General features: G+C 56.3%; 16 protein-coding genes, 1 pseudogene and 1 other annotated feature. Of the genes and pseudogenes, 10 read left to right on the top strand and 7 right to left on the bottom strand.

Translation table 11 applies throughout. The features are described 5' to 3' along the window. Positions 1-22 precede the first annotated feature (22 nt). From OVA03_RS16540 to OVA03_RS16515, 6 genes are all read left to right on the top strand, one after another. Entirely contained in the window at positions 23-832 is an 810-nt protein-coding gene (locus OVA03_RS16540) for an urea amidolyase associated protein UAAP1 (RefSeq protein WP_267526125.1), read from the top strand. Positions 833-837: 5 nt separating this feature from the next. Beyond that, positions 838-1,476 (top strand): urea amidolyase associated protein UAAP2, encoded by a 639-nt coding sequence (locus tag OVA03_RS16535; protein WP_267526124.1) that lies wholly within the window; start codon positions 838-840, stop codon positions 1,474-1,476. Next, positions 1,466-5,062, top strand: a complete 3,597-nt coding sequence (gene uca, locus OVA03_RS16530; RefSeq protein ID WP_267526123.1) for an urea carboxylase — start codon at positions 1,466-1,468, stop codon at positions 5,060-5,062. The genes OVA03_RS16535 and uca overlap by 11 nt, the downstream gene beginning before the upstream one ends. Then, positions 5,062-5,448: an amidase family protein gene (locus OVA03_RS16525; protein ID WP_267526122.1), complete on the top strand. Its 387-nt coding sequence runs from the start codon at positions 5,062-5,064 to the stop codon at positions 5,446-5,448. The genes uca and OVA03_RS16525 overlap by 1 nt, the downstream gene beginning before the upstream one ends. After that, entirely contained in the window at positions 5,334-6,827 is a 1,494-nt protein-coding gene (gene atzF, locus OVA03_RS16520; protein ID WP_267526121.1) for an allophanate hydrolase, read from the top strand. Before OVA03_RS16525 ends, atzF begins: the two co-directional genes overlap by 115 nt. Positions 6,828-6,913: 86 nt before the next feature. Beyond that, positions 6,914-7,846 carry a LysR family transcriptional regulator gene (locus OVA03_RS16515; protein ID WP_267526120.1) on the top strand — a complete coding sequence of 311 codons (933 nt, stop codon included), beginning with the start codon at positions 6,914-6,916 and terminating at the stop codon, positions 7,844-7,846. Between the two features lie 20 nt (positions 7,847-7,866). Here OVA03_RS16515 and OVA03_RS16510 read toward each other — a convergent pair whose 3' ends face one another. Both OVA03_RS16510 and OVA03_RS16505 read right to left on the bottom strand, forming a co-directional pair. Further along, positions 7,867-9,084: an alpha/beta fold hydrolase gene (locus OVA03_RS16510; RefSeq protein WP_267526119.1), complete on the bottom strand. Its 1,218-nt coding sequence runs from the start codon at positions 9,082-9,084 to the stop codon at positions 7,867-7,869. 183 nt (positions 9,085-9,267) lie between these two features. Next, the gene (locus OVA03_RS16505; RefSeq protein ID WP_267526118.1) at positions 9,268-10,506 is read right to left on the bottom strand and encodes an MFS transporter; all 1,239 of its coding nucleotides are present in this window, start codon (positions 10,504-10,506) and stop codon (positions 9,268-9,270) included. A 359-nt stretch (positions 10,507-10,865) separates the two neighbouring features. On the opposite strand from OVA03_RS16505, the gene OVA03_RS16500 reads away from it, so the two are divergent. Continuing rightward, positions 10,866-11,645: an N-acyl homoserine lactonase family protein gene (locus OVA03_RS16500; RefSeq protein ID WP_267526117.1), complete on the top strand. Its 780-nt coding sequence runs from the start codon at positions 10,866-10,868 to the stop codon at positions 11,643-11,645. Positions 11,646-11,671: 26 nt separating this feature from the next. Here the strand turns inward: OVA03_RS16500 and OVA03_RS17100 are convergent, their stop codons facing one another. Both OVA03_RS17100 and OVA03_RS16495 read right to left on the bottom strand, forming a co-directional pair. Then, positions 11,672-12,466, bottom strand: coding sequence for a helix-turn-helix domain-containing protein (locus OVA03_RS17100; protein ID WP_420710439.1), 795 nt, complete (start codon positions 12,464-12,466; stop codon positions 11,672-11,674). Between the two features lie 129 nt (positions 12,467-12,595). Further along, entirely contained in the window at positions 12,596-14,887 is a 2,292-nt protein-coding gene (locus tag OVA03_RS16495) for a TonB-dependent receptor (RefSeq protein ID WP_267526116.1), read from the bottom strand. Positions 14,888-15,267: 380 nt separating this feature from the next. Here OVA03_RS16495 and OVA03_RS16490 point away from each other — a divergent pair, with 380 nt between their 5' ends. After that, positions 15,268-15,732, top strand: a complete 465-nt coding sequence (locus OVA03_RS16490; protein ID WP_267526115.1) for a hypothetical protein — start codon at positions 15,268-15,270, stop codon at positions 15,730-15,732. 367 nt (positions 15,733-16,099) lie between these two features. Here the strand turns inward: OVA03_RS16490 and ftrA are convergent, their stop codons facing one another. Next, on the bottom strand, positions 16,100-17,086 hold the full coding sequence (gene ftrA, locus OVA03_RS16485; protein ID WP_267526114.1) for a transcriptional regulator FtrA: 987 nt from the start codon (positions 17,084-17,086) through the stop codon (positions 16,100-16,102). An 82-nt stretch (positions 17,087-17,168) separates the two neighbouring features. On the opposite strand from ftrA, the gene OVA03_RS16480 reads away from it, so the two are divergent. After that, positions 17,169-17,567, top strand: a complete 399-nt coding sequence (locus OVA03_RS16480) for a rhodanese-like domain-containing protein (RefSeq protein ID WP_267526113.1) — start codon at positions 17,169-17,171, stop codon at positions 17,565-17,567. Then, complete coding sequence (locus tag OVA03_RS17095) at positions 17,533-17,949, top strand: GNAT family N-acetyltransferase (RefSeq protein WP_420710438.1); 417 nt, start codon at positions 17,533-17,535, stop codon at positions 17,947-17,949. Before OVA03_RS16480 ends, OVA03_RS17095 begins: the two co-directional genes overlap by 35 nt. Here the strand turns inward: OVA03_RS17095 and OVA03_RS16475 are convergent. Both OVA03_RS16475 and OVA03_RS16470 read right to left on the bottom strand, forming a co-directional pair. Next, positions 17,946-18,862: pseudogene (locus OVA03_RS16475) on the bottom strand (IS3 family transposase); the annotation flags it as partial. The gene OVA03_RS17095 and the pseudogene OVA03_RS16475 sit on opposite strands and share 4 nt — an antisense overlap. Further along, positions 18,462-18,578: a sequence feature (AL1L pseudoknot), on the bottom strand. Its footprint overlaps the pseudogene before it by 117 nt. Positions 18,863-18,967: 105 nt before the next feature. Next, on the bottom strand, positions 18,968-20,203 hold the full coding sequence (locus tag OVA03_RS16470) for a hypothetical protein (protein WP_267526112.1): 1,236 nt from the start codon (positions 20,201-20,203) through the stop codon (positions 18,968-18,970). Positions 20,204-20,635: the final 432 nt, after the last annotated feature.

The raw sequence follows: 20,635 nt of genomic DNA, 5'->3' as shown, positions 1-20,635 counted from the left end.
TCTCTTTCTAACGAGGCCATTCATGACTACCGCAGACCCCAGGGGTGCGCGCGACCACGCGCGTGCTCAGGCCAGCATCCGTGTTGATGCCATGCCCATTCTTCCCGCTGCTGCCGATGATGCCCCCGAAGGCACGAGGGTATGTTGGGAGGAGACGGTGGCGTCAGGGGGCTATAGTGCCAAACGTGTGTCTCGCGGGACGCGGGTGCGTCTGATTGATATCCACGGTGACGGCTGCGCCTCAATGTTGATATTCAACGCCGAAATGCCCACCGAACGCCTCAACATTGCCGATACGCTGAAAGTGCAATGGAACGGATATATTACGCAGGGTAAACTTCTGTTGTCTGACCTCGGCCGGGTCATGGCGTCGGTGATGGCCGATACAGCCGCAACGCATGATGCGTTCTGTGGCGCGTCAAATCAGGCCTCGAACGCGCGCAAATATGGTGAGGGTGCCAATCACGGCGATCATCCCAATGCGCGCGATCGCCTCATGCTGGGCGTCGCAAAGTTCGGTCTTTCTCGTAAGGACATTCATCCTTGCATAAACTGGTTCAAAGGCGTGACCATTGAAGCCGACGGCACGACCAGTCCTCGCATTGGCCCCTTCTCTTCCGGCCGTGAGGTCATTCTGCGCGCCGAGATGGATCTGATCATCGTCATCGCCAACGCTCCCCATGTCCTGGACCCACGCGACGGCTACACAGTCACGCCGATACGACTGACGGCCTGGAGCGGTGCGATCACACCGGCGGATGATGAGATCCGCACCAGCACCCCGGAAGGCTTGCGGGCCTTCCTTAACACTGAAGACTTCTACGCACGGTGAATGCCATGAACGATACCCGCCTGAGCGACCTGAACGGCGCTATCCTCCACGATGAAACCGTCGTGGCCCGCGCACCATGGATTCATACGGTTAAAAAGGGGCAAAGTCTGCGGATCATCGACCTCGAAGGCAATCAGGCCGTCGACTTCCTCGTATATTCGGCCCGCGATGATGCCGAGCGCTATAGCGCGCAGGACACGATAGCGGCCCAGGGCAATCTGTTCCTACGCGAGGGCGCCTTGCTGCTCTCAAATGAGGGCAATCCCATGATGCGTATTGCCGCAACCTCAGTCGCGTATCATGACACCATCGGAGGGGCGTGCAGTTGCGAGTCCAACACCCTGCGCTATGGCCACCACACCCGATCTCAACACTCCTGTGTCGACAATTTCCTGACGGCTAACGCCACTAAAGGGCGCGGAAAACGCGACATGGTATCCAACATCAACTTCTTCATGAACGTACCTGTCGAAGCCGACGGCACGCTGGGGATCGTCGATGGCATTTCAGCACCTGGTTTGACGGTAGATCTGGAAGCCTTGATGGATGTCGAGGTAGTGGTCTCGAACTGCCCGCAAATCAACAACCCCTGTAACGGATTCAATCCAACCCCTATCCGCATGGTCGTAACAGATGTTCACTAAAGTCCTGATTGCCAATCGTGGCGCGATCGCCTGTCGCATCATTCGCACCCTTAAAAAAATGGGTATTGCTTCGGTCGCGGTATTTAGCGACGCCGATGCGGGCTCCTTACACGTCGCGGAGGCGGATGAAGCGGTTCATATAGGCCTCTCACCAGCTCGCGACAGCTATTTAAATGTTGACGCTATTCTCAGGGCTGCGCGCGATACAGGCGCTCAGGCCATTCATCCGGGTTATGGTTTTCTATCGGAGAATACCGCTTTCGCCGAACGCTGTGCGGCAGAGGGTATTGTATTCATCGGTCCCACACCTGACAACATTCGTGCTTTTGGCCTGAAGCATACAGCGCGCGACATGGCTCAGGCTCTGGGCGTACCCTTGGCCCCGGGCACAGACCTGCTGACAGACGAAGCGGCCGCGATAGAAGCTGCCAGCAGTATCGGCTATCCCGTTATCCTGAAAGCCACGGCGGGCGGCGGCGGCATTGGCATGAAGGTTTGCCATGACGCGACTGACATCCGTGAAGGTTTTTCGACCGTGGCGCGCCTCGGGGCAGGAAACTTCGGTGACGGCGGGGTCTTCCTTGAGCGCTATGTCGCGATCGCTCGCCATATTGAGGTTCAGGTTTTTGGTGATGGCCAGGGCAATGTCATTGCTCTGGGAGAGCGGGACTGTTCCCTGCAGCGCCGCAATCAGAAGGTCGTTGAAGAAACCCCCGCTCCGCACTTGCCTGAGATGACACGTCAGGCCCTTATGGACGCCGCTGTGCGTCTGGCGTCTGGCGCAAACTATAAATCTGCGGGCACGGTCGAGTTCCTCTACGACGCCGATCGCGACGACTTTTTCTTCCTCGAAGTCAACACCCGTCTCCAGGTCGAGCATGGCGTGACGGAACAGGTGACCGGCGTGGATCTGGTCGAATGGATGATCCGGGGGGCAGCGGGTGACTTCAGCTTCCTGAAAGACGCCGTCGTCGCCAAAGGTGCGTCGATCCAAGTCCGGCTTTACGCGGAAGACCCCGCCGAAGGCTATCGGCCATCGTCGGGTCGCCTGATTGAGGTGAGCTTCCCGAAAGGGCCGCGCGTGGATGGCTGGGTAGCATCGGGTTCCGACGTGAGCGCCTTCTACGACCCCATGCTGGCCAAGCTGATTGTCACCGCATCCAACCGCGACACGGCGGCGAAGGCTTTGGCCGAAGCCCTGGATAACACCATCCTGGCCGGTATCGAGACGAATCTAGACTGGCTGCGGACCGTGGTGCGTTCTGAAGCCTTCACAAGCGGCAAGGTCTCAACGCGAGCGCTGGAACAGATTAGCTATACGCCTAATACAGTCAAAGTACTGTCCGGTGGCCCAGCCACGACGATTCAGGACTATCCGGGACGGCAAGGTTACTGGGATGTGGGCGTCCCGCCCTCAGGCCCTATGGATTCCCTGGCGTTCCGGCTTGGCAACCGCCTACTGGGTAACGTAGAAGAGGCGACGGGCGTTGAGTTCACCGTTGCCGGGCCAACGCTCACCTTCAACGGTGCGACCCGGGCTTGCCTAACGGGAGCTGCCTTTGAGGCAACACTCGACGGACAGGCTGTGCCGCTCTACACGCCCTTTGCGGTCGGTGCGGGGCAGACTCTCAAGGTAGGACGTGTCAGCGGCGCGGGTCTGCGCGGATATCTTCTCGTGGCGGGCGGGTTCGACGTTCCGACCTATCTCGGCAGCCGTTCAGCCTTCGTACTGGGCGAATTCGGGGGCCACGCCGGGCGGGGCGTCACCACGGGTGATACCCTTCACCTAAACGTCGCCGTACCCACCATCGAGGCCGCCCTACCCGAAACGCTGCATCCCGAAATTACGCGCGAATGGAACCTGCGCGTGCTCTACGGTCCGCATGGCGCGCCTGATTTTTTCACACCGGCTGACATCGAAATGGTCGCCGGGACGGCGTGGAAAGTGCACTACAATTCTAACCGCACCGGCATCCGCCTCTCCGGCCCCAAACCGGAGTGGGCGCGTAAGGATGGCGGCGAAGCCGGTCTGCATCCCTCCAACATTCACGATAACGCATATGCTATTGGTGCCGTTGATTTCACCGGGGACATGCCGATTATCCTCGGTCCGGACGGGCCGTCGCTCGGTGGATTTGTTTGCCCCTTTGTGGTCATCCAAGCCGATATATGGAAGGTCGGGCAACTGGCACCGGGCGACACCGTCCGCTTTGTGCCGGTAGACGATGCCTTCGCGGTCGCCGCCGAGCAGGCGCAGGATGCTCTGATCAGCTCGTTGTCGACCCCAGCGTCCCTGCCCGATTTTACCCCCTGCGCATCTCCTGTACTGCGCTCGGTTGACGGCTGCGGTGACAGACCTGCCGTCGTATACCGGCGACAGGGAGATCGACACTTGCTGGTAGAATATGGCCCCATTGTCCTCGACCTGGAGCTCAGACTACGTGTTCACGCCCTTCTGCTGGAGATCGAAGCCGCTAAACTCGATGGCATCATCGATATCACCCCTGGCATCCGCTCGATTCAGATACATTTTGATAGCCGAATACTGCCACAAGCCGAGCTCCTCGACGCCTTGCAAGCGGCCGAGGATCGACTGGGTACACTCGATGATTTCGAAATCCCTTCACGTATCGTCCATCTTCCTCTGAGTTGGGGCGACCCCGCCATTTACCAGACTATCGACAAATACATGGCTTCGGTACGAGACGACGCCCCCTGGTGTCCGGACAACATCGAGTTCATCCGTCGCGTAAATGGCCTGGGCAGTGTAGACGATGTCAGGCGCATCGTTTTCGATGCCAGTTACCTTGTGATGGGCCTCGGCGACGTATACCTCGGCGCCCCGGTCGCCACGCCCACCGACCCACGTCATCGCCTCGTAACGACGAAATACAATCCTGCGCGCACCTGGACACCTCCGAATGTCGTCGGTATCGGCGGAGCTTACATGTGCATCTACGGCATGGAAGGCCCTGGAGGCTATCAGTTGTTTGGCCGTACAATCCAGGTTTGGAACACCTATCGACAAACCGATGCATTCGTCGATGGCAAACCCTGGCTTCTTCGGTTCTTCGATCAGATCCGTTTCTTCCCGGTCAGCCACGAGGAACTTAACATCTGGCGCCGTGACTTTCCTCTCGGTCGACGCGCCATCAAAGTCGAAGACAGCGTATTTCGCCTGAAGGATTATCGTGCCTTTTTGCACGAAAACGCCGAAAGCATCGAGACTTTTCAGGCGACTCGCGAAGCTGCCTTCCTTGCTGAACGCGAAGACTGGCAGCGCCGCGGCGAGTTTGATCGCGTCGCATCACTGACCGCCGATTCTGCCACGGACGGCGATTCCAAAGACATAATCGCTCCAGCGGGCAGCGAATTGGTCGAGTCTCCTTTTGGCGGCTCGATCTGGAAGGTGAATGTTAAACCCGGACACACGGTCGAGAAAGGCGCCATAATCGCCATAGTCGAAGCCATGAAGACTGAATGCAGTATCGCAGCGCCCTATAAAGGCATCGTCCGGGCCGTTTATGTCGACGAGGGTAAGACGGTTAATCCGGGGGCACCTCTACTGGCCTTGGAGGCTGTTTGATGGAACGCCTGCACGTTGGAAAAATCGCCGATGCCGTCAATAGCCACCGAACGTCAGCGAGAGATGTGATCGAAAACGTCATCGCCCGGCTCGCCGACTATGACCGACGTCAACCCCAGGCGTGGATAGCTCGTGCCGATGACGCGGCCTTACGTCTGCGTGCGCGTGAGATAGATGAACGCGTGAAAGCCGGTGAGCGTTTGCCCTTGGCAGGCGTCCCCTTCGCGGTAAAGGACAATATTGATGCGATAGGCTTCGAGACGACAGCCGCGTGTCCCGATTTTGCCTATACGGCCAGGGCCAACGCGACCGTGGTCAAAAGGCGTTGGACGCCGGAGCCATTCTCGTCGGCAAGACCAATCTTGATCAGTTTGCCACAGGGTTGAACGGAAGCCGCAGCCCCTATGGGGCCCCGCGTTGCGTATTCAACCGCGCCTATGTCAGTGGTGGGTCAAGTTCAGGCTCGGCCGTCGCCACCGCCGCCGGGCTTGTGGCTTTTGCCTTCGGCACAGATACCGCTGGCTCAGGCCGCGTACCGGCCGCGTTCAATCACTTGACGGGGTATAAGCCTACAAAAGGCCGCTGGAGCACGACGGGCCTTGTCCCTGCTTGCCGGACGCTGGACTGCATCACCGTCTTCACTGATGATCCCCGGGATGCGGCGCTTATCGATAGCGTGGTGGGCGGTTACGACACGACGGACGACTATTCGAAAGACGTGCCGGATAAAAAACGCAGCGTGCATCGCATTGGCGTCGCGAACGCGTCTCAGCTTAACTGGTGCGGCGATTTCCAGTCTGAATATCTCTATGGCGAAGCGCTGAACAGGCTGAAGACACTAGGGTTCGAACTGGTTGAGATTGACCTGGCGCCGCTGAGCGCCGCCGCCGCCTTGCTCTACTCCGGCCCCTGGGTCGCCGAAAGAACCGCCGCCATCAAGTACTTCCTGAAAACCTCCCCCGATGCACTCGATCCAACCGTTCGTCAGATCGTTGAGGGCGGCCTCAGTGTCAGCGGCGTAGACACTTTCGAGGGCATATATAAGCTCGCTGGCTACAAGCGCTACGCCGACGGGCTATGGAGAAACATCGATGTCCTCATGCTACCGACCGCGCCGACCATCTATCGCGTTCAGGAAATGCTGGCCTCGCCGCTGACGTTGAATGCCAATCTCGGTCTCTATACCAACTTCGTCAATTTGCTGGATATGGCGGCAATCGCTGTCCCAGCCGGTTTCCGCCAGAATGGAACGGGCTTCGGCATCACCTTCATTGGCCCCGCTGCGACAGACGCCACGCTTTTTAACCTCGCCGCGAAATGGGACGGTCATAACGCCTACCCAATCCCCGAATATGATCTTACACAGGACTCTCGAATGGACACGATTAAACTTAGCGTCGTTGGGGCGCACCTGGAAGGCATGCCGCTGCACTGGCAGTTGACCTCACGTGAAGCGAAGTTCGTTGAAAAAACCAAAACCGCAGCGACCTATAAGCTCTATGCTATGGCCGACACGGTGCCCCCGAAGCCTGCCCTAATTCACGACGCCGGCGGCGCCGCCATTGAAGTTGAGGTCTATGAATTGGATGTCGCGGCTTTTGGTAGTTTTGTCGCTGAGGTGCCGCCGCCTCTGGCTATCGGGACGGTTACGCTCGCCAGCGGCGAACAGGTGAAAGGCTTCGTTGCTGAACCGCGTGCTATTGTGGACGCCACCGATGTCACTGACCTCGGGGGCTGGCGCGCCTACTTAGCCTCTAAAGATTAGGAGAATGGGTCTATGCCTCTCTGGTGAGCATCCCGGTTCGGCTTTACGGGTTACCGCGCGGGTGAGACCTCGTTTGGAGTACATGTATGGACCTTAGCCTCAAGCGCTTTAGCGGACGAATAAGTGACAATGATCTGCGGCTGCTGCGAACCTTTGCCACCGTGGTCAGGCACGGCGGGTTCGTGCCGGCTGAATCCGAGCTTCAGGTCGGCCTGCCTTCCATAAGCCGCTATATCAAAGATCTGGAAGTCCGTCTCGGCGTGCGGCTTTGTGACCGCGGCCGTCGGGGCTTTGCTCTGACATCCGAAGGCGTCCATGTTTACGAAGCGTGCGTCAAACTCTTTGAGCAGTTGGAAAGTTTCGAGAGCACCATCCGAGATATGTATGCGAATCCGGTAGGCGCCCTACGGATCGGCATTATTGACGCCATGGTTTCGGCGCCTCAGCAACCCCTAGCCGCCGCCATAGACTCGTTCAAGCGCATCTACCCAAACATCTACCTGAACGTCAGCTTCATGACCTCCAACCGCGTCGAACAGGACATCATTGATGGACGCCTTGACCTGGGCATCGTGTTCGAACGACGGCATATGGAGCAACTCCAGTACCATTTCCTCTACGAGGAATGGAGCAATCTCTATTGTTCATCTACACATCCGCTCTGGGACGCGCACGGACCGGACGTAACCGAGGCGGACCTGACGGCACTCGAATATGTCGGCTACCCCTTCATAACGGGGATGGGAAAACTGAAAATTGAAGGTTTTGTGCACCGTACCGCAACCGTCAACCACATTGAAGCGATTGCTATCCTGCTTCGCTCCAGCCGCTATCTCGGTTACCTGCCTGATCATTATGTTGAAGCGCTTCCTGACAAGAGCACCTTTAGGAAGGTATCTCCCAAAGTCTTCGGTATCAACAGCCGTATCTCGGCCATCACACGGCAGGGCCCACTTTCTGGCCTCATCCCGCAATTCCTAAAGCATTTGATGGACAGTGCGGCCCGCAGCGCCAAATGACGCTGAGGTAAAAGATCTCCTTATTCCGCTTCCGGTTCTTGCGCAGGCCCGGGCGGCACGAGTTCGCCGCAACGATTTTGAGGCTTTTTACCGTGCAGAACTTTCTCGATGAATGCCGGACTGTCAACGCGCGAGCGCATGACGGCGCTGCTATGGGTGGCATTGGGATAATAGCGCCACTCCACCGAGGTCCCCGCCACACACATGGCTGAGATGAAATTGTACTGAAAGTTGCTCTGGGCCACGACGTCGGCCTGACCGGTGCCTGTAAAGACCGGCGTCTGGATTTTAGCGTCCGGAAACGCACTCACCTTTTCCGCCTGCGTCGTCAGGGCCTGTATATCCTTCTTATACATATCCGGGATGCTGAGTTTAATCTCGTTAGCGTAGCCGATCAGATCCCAGAAACAACTCGATTGCGCTTTGCGCAACATGGGCAGGCCCGCCTCAGATATGTAATCTTCTGCTTTTATGCCCGCGCTGTCCATAGAGCGGATAGTGCCCAGGAAGTACAAAATTTCAAACGCTGTATTGGAGTAGTCTGAGGGATCCGCGAATATACCGGGTAATGGTTCCTGATGGGCTTTTCCAAAATTCTGAGTGTGCGCTACCGGACCCGTTGCTACTGTTCCTTTAATTTTGAGTTCCGGTGCGTAAGATGGGGCAAGGTAGGCAGCGGCCAACGCCGCCCCACCGCCCTGAGACTGCCCCATAATAATGATCTGGTCATCACGCAGGAGATTAGGGTAGGCGTTCTGAGCCGCCCTTAAACTGTCAAGCACGGATATCGCCTCTGACTTGTATTGCAAGTAGGGGTGCGGTCCCGGCGTACCCAATCCCTCGTAGTCGGTTGCGACAATTGCAAAACCCGCCTCAAGCCAGGCGTTCAGATAATCCTTGTCCCGGTCGGATCTCGGCAGGAAGGATGGCGCACAAACGTCCGCTACGCCAGTCGTCCCGTGGGCCCAGGCGATAATGGGCCATCCGCCTTTAGGCATTGCGCCCTTCGGAAAGAAAACCATGCCAGAGACTATGGTGGGTTTGTCCGGATTGAGCCAGTCAATTGAACTGTAGAGAATCCGCTCGGTCCGCACCGCTTGCTGCAGGGACGCCTCTGGTGACGCTAACTCACGACGCAGCATTGTCCCCGCTTTTGTGGGGATCGGCCCTTCCCAGCGGTAGAAAGGTGTCACGCCACCATCGCCATTCCAGGTCTCAGCGACTGTTGCAAAGGGCATCGCGCAAACTGTAAACGCAAGCCAAATCGATTTCGCCGTTCTGCCACGCATAATCAGAGATACTCCACGCCGGTCGTTAATTCCAGATCAACTCACAATGAGAGGTCTGTTGCGAGATCATTTTAAGCCGCAGCGAGCGGGATTAAATGGATAGTTTTGGAAGTTTAGTTGTTTGGGAGACAACTATTCTAAGCCTGCGCCGAGTGCGGAATGCGCCGAAGGCATGGATGGACGGCGCCAAAGAGGCAGGACCAGTAAACTGACCAAAAGCCCTACACAGGCGTAGATTATATACTCATTCCAGCCCTGACGCTCTAAGGCTGCGAAATATATGGGTGGCACGGCGAACGCCATTAAAGAGATGACCTGACCAACAATACCCGCGGCTGCCCCACTGCCCACGCGCTCACTAACAACCTGCGGCAACAAAGCCATGGATATGGCGATGGCCATGCCCTTCAGGCCCATCCAACCGGCCAGGGCAAAAAGTGCTAGTCCCAGTGGCATAGCAGGCTGAAATAACAAAAACTGCGCTGCAATACACAAACCAACAATGCCCATGAACAAATAGGCCGTGGGAACGCGCCTCGTCATCAAGATGCCGGCAGCAATTCCGCCAACGACACTTAGCACATTGGCTGCCGCGAGAATGGCGGTGGCCCGGCTGATGGGAATTGCATGCAGGCGAGTAAGCGCGTCGGTGGCGACAAGCCCGGTTCCGTAGGCCACTGCGGCGACCAATCCTGCGCCAATAGCCAAACGGAGAACCTTGACATTTCGTACGGCCGACCAAAGGCTAGGTTCAGTCGTTTTTGCTTCAAGCCCCTTTATAGTCGGCTTCGCTATGAATGGGGTACATAGAAGGGCCAAGACCAACATTACCCCGTGTGCAACAAAGGTCAGCCGCCAGTTGTCGGTTCCGGCCAGTTGTCCGCCTGTAATCAGTCCCACGGCGTAGCCGGCGCAAGGATATGTCGACCACACAGACATCGCACGCACGCACTTCGTGCCCTGCACTGTCGTCATGATGAGGGCTGGCGCAGCAATACTGATACCGGCAAAACCAAGCCCCGCCAACACCATCGCCACATTCAGTCCGAGCGCGCCCGGCATGAGATACGCGACCGGATCGGCGAGTAGCGCAACGAGGGCACTTACGATGAGACTAGGCCGAGCCCCAAAACGATCAATGGCCCCGCCTCCAAAAGTCGCCAAAATAGCTGAGGGTGCTGAAAACAATGCGAGCGAAAAGCCAAGGGCCGTGGGCGTTGCCCCTGAATAGCTCTGAATATCTCCCAAAAGGGGGACAACGCATGTCACTGAGGCCATGCTCAAGAAGGTTATAACGTAAACTACAGCGATCGATAACCAGTCGCTCGCCCCCGCCGCCATCGATTTCGAACTTTTCGCAAAGGTTGACATGGTCTTGACCTGAAAATGTACCGTTCACTAGCATGAGCCTAGTGCGGCATTTAAGCCAAGGATCACGCGAACTCTGGCTACTATTCAGGGTCATACGATAAGCGTCAACATCGTTACTAACCGACAGACAGGCTTGTTCGATAATCGAACGCACTTTCTGTTGCAAACAGCACTCGCGATCGACTTTTACGCGCGTCGCGGGCGATAAAGGTTGGCAAACCTCCCCACAAAACTTGCACAATTACTCATACATCCGCCCCCCTCCCGCCCCTATAGCCATAGTCTAGCCGAGTCCGTCTCGCCCTCGTGGGCTACCTAGGCTCGGCCAAAAGCTACCTAGACGTATAAAGGTGATGAGTTTGACGACCGATGTCCGCCGCTTGTTTGTTCTGCTGTGTGGATTTGAGTTCATACCCAAAACCGTCTCCACGAAAGACCGCGGTGGACGTTTCATATTGAGTGCGCCAGTGTGCGCCTATTTGCTAGACACGTCTCACGGATGGGTGATGCTCGATTGCGGCATGAACGAGGACACTCTGGCTGATCCGGACCAGGTTCGGAAGAAGTTCCTCGATCTGGGGTTGATGCCGCCAGTTGTGCGACGCGATCACCGGCTTGATCGTCAGTTTGAAGCTATCGGCATCGGCTATGAGGACGTCAAGCATGTGATCCTGTCGCATCTACACCTCGACCACTGCGGTTCGCTCAAGCGATTCCGGCACGCGCGCATCTCCCTCCAGCGTCGAGAATTCGACTACGCTTTCTCCGAGTACGCTGGCTTTGCCTACTTCAGGGAGGACTACAGCATGCCGGATATGGACTGGGATCTGAAAGACGGTGACTGGGATGCCATGCCCGGACTTGAGTTGCTAGATACGGCCGGCCACACCCCAGGACACCAATCTGCGATCATCACTCTGCCGAGCGGTCAAACCATTGTCCTGCCTTTCGACGCCGGTGACCTGCAAGAAAACTTCGACCACGAACGGCTGCCAGGCGAATGCTCCGACGAAGTCGCGGCCTTGGCAGCTATTCGGCGTTTGAAATCGTTAACCGTCGATCGATCGGCGAAGATGATTCTTTTCCACGATCCGGTTCAAATTCAGTCGATCCGACTAGCTCCAGAGTTCTACGAATAGCCGAAGCGGGCAAAGTGGCAGACCAGCTATTCAAGTTGGCAGCAAAGGACCGCCGCTTCGCGTAGCAGGACTGGCAAGTGGCTTTCAAGCGGGAACTCAAAAGATGCGTCCGGTGCAGCGAAACGCAAAACCAACGCGAATGCGGCCGTTTGACTTCCATGCGAGATGGGAACGGCCAACTCCATCCTACCGTCTTCTTCGACCCACAAAGCGTAGCCGCTTGCAGCTACCTCATTGAGGCGCTGACGCAGGCGTCCCTCACTTGACAGGGTCGCGCTCCTCGCCGCTGTAGGCGCATACTGGTGAAGGTATTGCGCCCGCGCGGTCTTTGACAGCCCTCCACATAAAACCTGCCCCGCTGCCGTCTCAAATGGGCTTAATCGGGCCCCGATTGGTGGCACGTAAAGTTTATCGCCAGGCCCTTGTTTAGCGGCAATGGACACCACGCTGTCTCCCTCGAGGGTCGCCACATAGACCGTAGTTCGCGACTCCTCTGCTAGACGATCACAGACTGCCTGGAAGACAAGCGCGGATACAGGAAATGGAACAAACATGCCCGAAAGATGCAGCACTTTGGGCGACAAACGATATCCTTCATCAGTAGCTTCGGCATATCCCAAGTAGATCAGAGTGATTATCGCCCGTCTCGTCGTGGCACGCGGTAGCGCCAACCGGCGTGCGACCTCGCTGAGGGTTAATGCGGAAGGGCTAGATCCCAATGCACGGATGACAGACAGTCCACGGGACAAACCCTCGGAAAAGTCTTTCCCTACGGGTCGCGCCGCCCGCGCCTGAGCGGCTTTATCACCAAGTCTGCCCATCAACACACCTTACCTATGAAGCACCAAACGCAGGAGGACATACCCGCGAGATAATAGGTTTGCACTACCAACGCAAACGGCTTCGGACCTTTCGATCCAAAGCCGCTCTCACTCTTTACGGCCGTTACCTTAGAAGGTCTTTCTGACATTGATCCCAACCGTGCGCGGGCGGATCGTCAAGCCGTGCGTCGTAAACAGCACTGAGGGCTGCTGTATGATTTTATCTTCGTCGAAGAGGTTTTTCGCAAAGATCGACCACGTCAGGCTCCTGGTCTCCAGCCCCAGGTTGGTGTTTACCACATCATAGGCCGGGCGCTCGAAGTCTGTGTTGGTCCGGGAGAAGGAGCCATTGCTTCGTCCCGTGTGTGTCACGGCGATACTGGCGTACCCAACCATGCCCTCCCCCAGCGCGCGGGTATAATCCAGACCGATGGTGTAGTTATTGCGAGGTACGGAAAGGAGATGCTGACCGTTTACCGCGCCTGAACCTACGGCGGCGTCCGTAATCGTAGCATCGGTGACGGTTCCCGACACATTGAGGACCAGATTGTCGGTTAGACGTGCCGTGGCTTCGAACTCACCGCCCTGGCTGCGCGCCGTACCCGCATTGACGGTAACATTATAGCCACACGACCCCAGGAGAAGACGTTGCTGGACATCCTCCCAGTCGACGTAGAAGGCCGATGCGTTTAGGCTTACGCGATTAGAAAATAGCCGTGCCTTGATGCCCCCTTCATAGCTCCAAAGAGAGTCGGAACCGAATGATTTAACGGCGTCATTGGTGAGTCCCAGCGACGACAGAGCGGAAGCGCAATAAGTTGGAACGGGTGCGTTCTGACCACCCAACCTGAAGCCCTTCGAGGCGCTGGCAAAGAGGTTTACCGTGCTGGTCAGTTCGTAAACAAAGGCCAGTTTAGGCGTCACTGGGCTTGAGCTCTGTTCGGCGCTATCCGTTGCCGGCACGGCGCTGTAGAGCCAGCCGCCTTCATCAACACGATAGCGGCTCTCGGCTTTCGTATATCTGAGACCTAGCGTCGCTTTGAGTTTCGGCGTGACCAGATAGGAGCCTTCTGCAAATAACGACGCCTGTTGATAGCGGCTGCGCGTATGGAAGTATCCGAGCCTGTCGTCCGGCGCCGCGTAGCCGAGCAGGTCTTCGACTGTTCGACCATACAGCTGTTGCACAGTCTCGTTCAGCCCTTGGACATACTCGTCATCAATGCCGGTTACTCTCAGGCTGGACACATAAAGGCCAGCTTGCCACTCATACCGCTTGCCGGACTCTTTAATACCGGGGCTAGCCAGACGAAATTCCTGCGACCAACTCCGTGTTGTATCGGTGTTTGGAAAAATCCCCGGCAGAGCCGCCAGCGTGTCGTAGTTGGTCCCAAAGTTTGGATCGAGAGTGAAGGCGACGTAGGAGCTGTCAAAGATAGTCGCGTCGAAAGTTCGAGCAAACTCGCGGTGAGCGTAGCTTGTGACCGACGTAAAAGTGAGATCGCCGAAGGTTTTTTCGATAGTTAGGCTCGGCACGTAGAGGTTATCTCGGCTAGGCTCGCGAACAATTTTATCCTGCTGGAACTTCGGCAGCGCTGGATTGAAGATGCCTGTATCGGCGCTGGATACTTTCTGCCACTGCAAGGATGCCGTAACTTTCAGCGAATCCGAAGGGACAAAAAGCAGTGTCGCTCGTGCCGCCGTTGTGCGTTCGGAGTTGACGTTATCGCGATCGACTTGACCGGTTGAATCCACATGATCGACAAAGCCGCTCTGGAACTCGTTGACGGCGGCAATGCGGAGCGCGAACTGGTCGTTTAGAGGCAAATTGGCCGCGCCTTCGATCTTGTGGTTCAGGTCACCGCCTTCCGTTGAAGAGACCTCTGCCGACATATAACCGCTATAGTCCTCGAGCCGAGGTGCTTTTGTAATGAAGCGGATTGTCCCGCCCATAGAGCTATCGCCGAAAAGCGTCCCTTGGGGGCCACGCAACACTTCAACCCGCTCCAGGTCGAAAATTCGGGGCATCGTGACACCGGTAAAAAATTGATTGGGCAACGTAAGTGAAACATCATTCAGGTATACGCCAACGGTTGCGGCCCCTTCAGACGAACTTACGCCGCGGAGGCTTATGCGAGACAGGCCACTGTTGCCGGTGTTCGTGAAAGATAGCCCCGGCACCAGACGGGCCAAATCCGCGTAGTCTGCCACATGGTGTTTCTCAAGCGCCGCCGCACTCAGGGCGCTGACACTTACCGGAACAGAGCGAGCATCCTCTCGGCGCTTCTGAACGGTTACGACCGTCACCCCATCTTGAGCCGTTTGGGCTTCGGGTGCGGATTGCGCATAGCCCAGGCCAGGCAGCACGGCAGCCGCCAGGATTATCGCGCTGCCACAACGCAATAGAGCTTTTGGTGAAATCATCTTTTTATCCCCTTCAGTGTTAGCGCTCGCCAACGCCGATCCTCAGAATGAAGACGGGACTGCGTGATTTGCCCGAGTCGAGTACTTTCCCTAACCCGACCTAGTATTGGGGAAGCACCTGTCCGTGACGTCGCTGGAGGTCCATAGGTCGCAGATTTCACGATCCGAACAATGATGCTATGCACAAAGAAAGTTACCTGAATTGTAAACTATCGATGATTGTCGGTGCCGGGGCTAGCACCGATTGTAGCGCCCCCGGTTATTGCCTGTGAGGTGGCACACCCTTCGAGAACATTGCTCTGGTCATTCAGGGCGGCGGCGCGCTAGGCTCTTCAGGTTGGGGTCTATGAGGCCATGGCTGAGCGCGGCATTGAACCGACATGGGTTTCGGGCATTTCGATCGGTGCCATAAACGCAGCCATCATTGCGGGAACGCGCCGGTTGATCGCGTCAATAAACTGCGAACTTTCTGGGAGCGGGCTAGCACCGATGCTGGCTGGAGCCAATGGTTTGGCAGTGCCTGGCAGAACGATAGTCAGCGCGGAGTCATCAACCAGATGGCTGCCGCTCACATTATGACCCATGGCGTACCCGGATTTTTTACGCCGCAGCGCCCGCCGCCATTCATGGCACCCTCAAGAAGCATGCAGGCAACAAGCTGGTATGACACCCGCGATCTCAAAACGACTCTTGAAGCGCTTGTTGATTTCGACCGCATATCGGCGTCCGAAATGCGGTTTAGTGTTGGCGTTGTCAAGATAAGCAAAATTGCCAGTCCGGACATTGACAGCGGCCGCAATATCGCTGCGAGCGCGCCCCTGACTCTGCCACCGTGGGGCTGGTGATCGTTGAACAGGCGTCACCGGGGAAGAAATAAGCTATGCCGCTGCGGCTCAACCGTGGCGAAATTGGGTGTCCGTTACACAGCATTCACTGGCCACCATAAAAGGACATTGAGAGACAAAAACTCGCTGTCATCCGCAGAGGAAGTCCATCCGGGGATGCAATGTCTTCGCTGCATTTCTGGAATTTACGCTGATTTGCAACACCGTTGGCGGACTTGTCGAAAAGCTTCTCGGTGGTTGTAGGCTGGCCGTATCCCGCCGTGGGGCCGGGTTTCTCATCCAGGCGGCCTTCCTCGTAGGTCGTCACGACGCCGGAAAACTAACCTTCAAATTGGCTGAGCAAACTGGGAGGACGTCACAGACTGCATTATAATACCGCATCCGCGCCCGATCGGTTATCAGAAAACTGGCTACGATACTCACTGGGACTGAGCTTCACTAAGCGGCGGAAATGATGTCGCAATGTGTGGGAACTACCAAAACCAACAGCCTCTGCTATCTCTTCCATGGGGCTTTTTGTTTGGATGAGGAGTTCTTTTGCGGCCGCGACTCGTTCACCGATCAGCCATTCGCCTGGCCATTGACCCGTTGCCTCTACAAAGCGCCGCTCGAAGGTGCGTTTACTCATACGTGCTTCGCGCGCCATGTCCTGTATAGGCCAACGGCAATGGATCTGCTGTCTCATTAGGTCAAGCAGCGGTGCAATTTCCGCAGTGGGCCTAATGCTCACAGGACGTTCAAGAAACTGCGCTTGCCCACCACTGCGATGCGCGGGCATGACAATTCGCCGGGCAACGGAATTGGCCGCGTCAGAGCCAAAGTCCTGCCGTACGATTTCAAGCATCAAGTCGATCCCGGCCGCGCTGCCTGCCGAAGTGAAGATGCCGTCCGCACCACGATAGAGCGATGCTTCATCCACCTCGATCGCAGGAAACTGACGGCGAAGTGCGTCTGCATAGCGCCAGTGGGTCGTTACCACCGCACCATCCAACAGACCGGTTGCGGCAAGGACGAATGCGCCCGAACATATTGATGCGAGCCTTGCGCCGCGCGCATGAGCGCGCCGTAAGGAGCCTGTCAAACTATCGGGTACGTGGACGCCGGCTCCCTTCCAACCGGGCACGACGATTAGGTCGGCGTGTTCGATCAGATCAGAGGCACCGTCAGCAATGATGCTGAACCCGCCGTGCGCCCGCAATGGCCCCGGCTCGATCGCACAACTGGCGAAGCGATACCATGTCGGCCCCATCTCCGGTCGGGCGAGGCCGAAAACCTCCGCGACGATCCCGAATTCGAATGTGCATAGCCCGTCATAAAGCAGGGCGACGACGAGTGGGTTCTGTAGGTTTGGCATAATATGTACGTATATTGTCATTTACGCCAATTGCAAGCAACGCGCGCTGCATGTCACCAGTGCTGCGAAAGGAGATTTCACTATGCCAACCGCTGTTACCGCTGTAGCTCCCGCCCCAAGCCATCTTGCGCGCGAGCATTTCGCTGCTGAGTTCACGTTCGAGACCGACTGCTGGGACGTTCACGAGTCCCTATCGAAGGGCGCGGACTTCGTGCTGCTCGACGTGCGCAGTCCCGCTCTCTTCGCCAAGGGCCATGTTCCTGGTGCAATTAACCTGCCCCACGGAAAAATCGTTACTTCGAAGATGGCGCAGTGGAGCGAGGACACCATTTTCGTGACCTATTGTGCTGGCCCGCATTGTAACGGAGCTGCACGCGGCGGACTCCGCCTCGCCGACTTGGGACGCCCCGTGAAAATTATGGCCGGTGGTGTTACCGGCTGGCTCGATGAGGGTTTTTCGCTTCAGGTCGAGCCGACCTGATGCCCGTCACCGTCAGGCAAGCCCGGCCAAGCGATTGCGACGGCTTGCTGGCGATGATCCGCGATCATGCGAAATTCGAACACAGCGAGGCGACAATTTCCAAGGAGGATTTGTCTTGCATTTTGGGCGCGAGTCCTCCGAGAGTTCATATCTTCGTGGCGGACAAACATGGGCGCATCTCGATTGCCTGTATGTGGAAACCCAAGCACGTAGCCAAGGCGCCGGCGCGAGCCTTCTTCATCATGCTAAAGCGACCGCTCAACGCCTCGGTGCCGACCGGCTTGAATGGCAAACACCCGAATGGAATGAGCGAGCGATCGCGTTTTACATTCGAGAGGGAGCATCCGGACAAGCAAAGATGCGCTTCGCATTCGATACATAGTGAGGAGCCTGCATGCGATGCGTCAGACGCGCTGAATGGCTCGCCTGCTCCAGCGCATCGAGGACGAAACTGGCATGGGCGGTACGACTGGCGCGCCAGCCGACGATCCGTCGGGCGTAGGTGTCGATGACGAAGACCACATAGACAAAGCCCTGCCAGGACGCGACATAGGTAAAGTCAGACACCCATAGCCGGTTGGGTGCCGGAGCGCGGAATTGCCGGTTCACATGATCAAGCGGGCAAGGCGCCGCCTTATCGGAAACCGTTGTACGAACTGGCTTTCCACGGATGACACCCTGCAGGCCGAGGCCACGCATCAACCGCTCGACTGTACAGCGGGCAACCGTGATCCCCTCCCGTCGCATCTGGCGCCAGACCTTGCGCACGCCATAGACCTCGTAGTTCTCGGCAAACACGCGCGCGACCTCCGGCTTCAGTTCCAGATCACGCTTCGCCCGTGCCGACAGTCGAGCCGGATCCTTGCGTTGAGCGATGCGTTCGAAATAGGAAGATTGGGCAATCGGCAAAACTCTGCAGATCGGCTCGACCCCGTACGCCTCCCGGTGATCATCGATGAACGCAATCATCGCCTGAACGCGCGGTCGAGCTCCGCCTGGGCGAAATAAGCGCTGGCCTTGCGCAATATCTCATTGGCTTGCCGCAACTCCCGGTTCTCGCGCTCCAGGGCCTTCTTCTTCTCCGCCATATCAGTCGGAACGCCGACACGCTTGCCGGAATCAACCTCGGTCTTCTTGATCCAGTCGTTCAGCGTGCCTGGCGCACAATCGATCTTCTGAGCCACCGACAAGATCGCTGTCCATCGCGATGGGTAATCGGCTTCATGATCGAGAACCATCCGCACAGAGCACTCACGGACCTCGGGCGAGAATTTATTCGTCGTCTTGTTTGTCATAGCCCTATCTACTCACGAGTTTGGGCCTCCGGCAAATCCGGGGCGGTTCAATTGGCACTTGGGCATGGACACGAGATTGATCCAAGTAATTTTACGCAATTGGCATCAAAGGCTGATCGACCTTTCCCGGCTTCTTTCGTCGTTGAGATGAACGACGGCTAGGCTTTCTTCAAAGTCCATCAGAATATCGGCATAATCTTCGGCTGGAAGCCGAAGATGGTTAGAACCACTGCCCATTCTATAATTCCAAAATGAACAGATATGGCTGAGAATGCCAATATTCTCGCCTAATTCATAAAACAGTTCAGGACCGTTAATCAGGAAATTGCGAAAATGCGACGGCTCTTTTCCGACAACTAAGGCTGAGTATGCACGATCATAAACACTCAAAGTTTCACTCACCGCAACAATAGATAAGTAAATTTGCCGAGCCAGTCGTGGTTTCACCTGCTCTATATAAGCCTTTACATCGTTATTTAGTGTGCTGCTTGGCTGATATTTTGATAGACTTTTTAACAGCCATTCAATTTCGCTCTGTAGAGTCAGATGCCGCCATTTAAAATAAAGAAATGCCCGCCAAGAAAAAATACCGTCGGAGAATTCTTCCGGCTTCATCCGAAAAGTTGACCTAAGGGGAGTCAGCTCAATATCTAGCTCGTTAGAGAGAATTTTACTCGCGAGCTTGAATGTTCCATGCTTAATAGCACCGCCGAATGCGGTTACAACCAGCTTTTCTATTTCTGAATTAGCGAACCCAATCATGTCATTTACATCAGAGGACGATATTTTAAGATAACAAGAGGCCGGTGTAACCCCCAGCCGACCCAGATGTTCCTTTACTAGAAAGGGGTCCAAAGAGGGAATTGCGTCGAGGGCTTTGAGGACTTCGATATCAACATGCTTGCCCGCACCCTGGTCGTCGAAGAAGTCTTTTATGAATCTATCGAAACCATGTTGATTCACAAAAATTGAGCTGCCCCCTAACCTTAAATCCAGAGGGTCGAAAGGCAATATCACCTTGGTACCTGTGCGACGGCTTGATGAAAACAGCGCTCTTTCATTGGGCCGCAGCGTATGCTTAACGAGAATCGCTTTGTTGAGTTGGCTGTCTCTGAAAAACGGTGCGGCTCGGTACTCCTTTTCTTGACCGCTGACCTTGAATATATTTGACAGGTTTAACACTCTGCTGGTCGATGCAGTTTCTCCCAAATTTGATAAACTTCGAATATCTTTTCGGGACGTTTGTTTACGGTCGTTGTTACGCATGGCGATCGCTCTTGAAATGGCCGGCCAGGTTTTGGCCCAAGGTCTGCTGTCTTCAAAACTGTCATCGCCTGTCACGAGCCGCGGGCGTGTTCGGGGGAAAACCGCAAGCCTGTGACAGGCGATGTTACAGAGGGATAAAATCACCTCTGTAACTCTATGGTCTGTTGGACTCGCCACGCTATTCTCTGAGGCTATAAAGCCGCGAGCCATACCAAGCTAAGTCACCTCTGCGCGTGACCAGTTCCGTGGTCTGGATGCGCGGTCGCTTCTGGCCGACCAATTTGCCGCACAAGGCTCAAGTAGTTTTCGACAAACTGGTCTAGCCCATTGAGCATCATGCTGACAGTTTCTGGGGCCTTATTGTCCATCATTTGGGTCAGCTCTACACACTCTGTACGCAGACGGCTGAATTGCACTTCAGATATATTCACCAAGCGCGCACGTACTAGATCAAGATCTTCAGGGGGTAGTTTAGCGGCCAACCTGAAGATACTGTCAGACCCTAGG

This window comes from Asticcacaulis sp. SL142, from assembly GCF_026625745.1.
Taxonomy (GTDB): domain Bacteria; phylum Pseudomonadota; class Alphaproteobacteria; order Caulobacterales; family Caulobacteraceae; genus Asticcacaulis.
The sequence above is the reverse complement of the archived record's forward strand: the minus strand, read 5'-3'. Positions and strand labels throughout refer to the sequence as shown.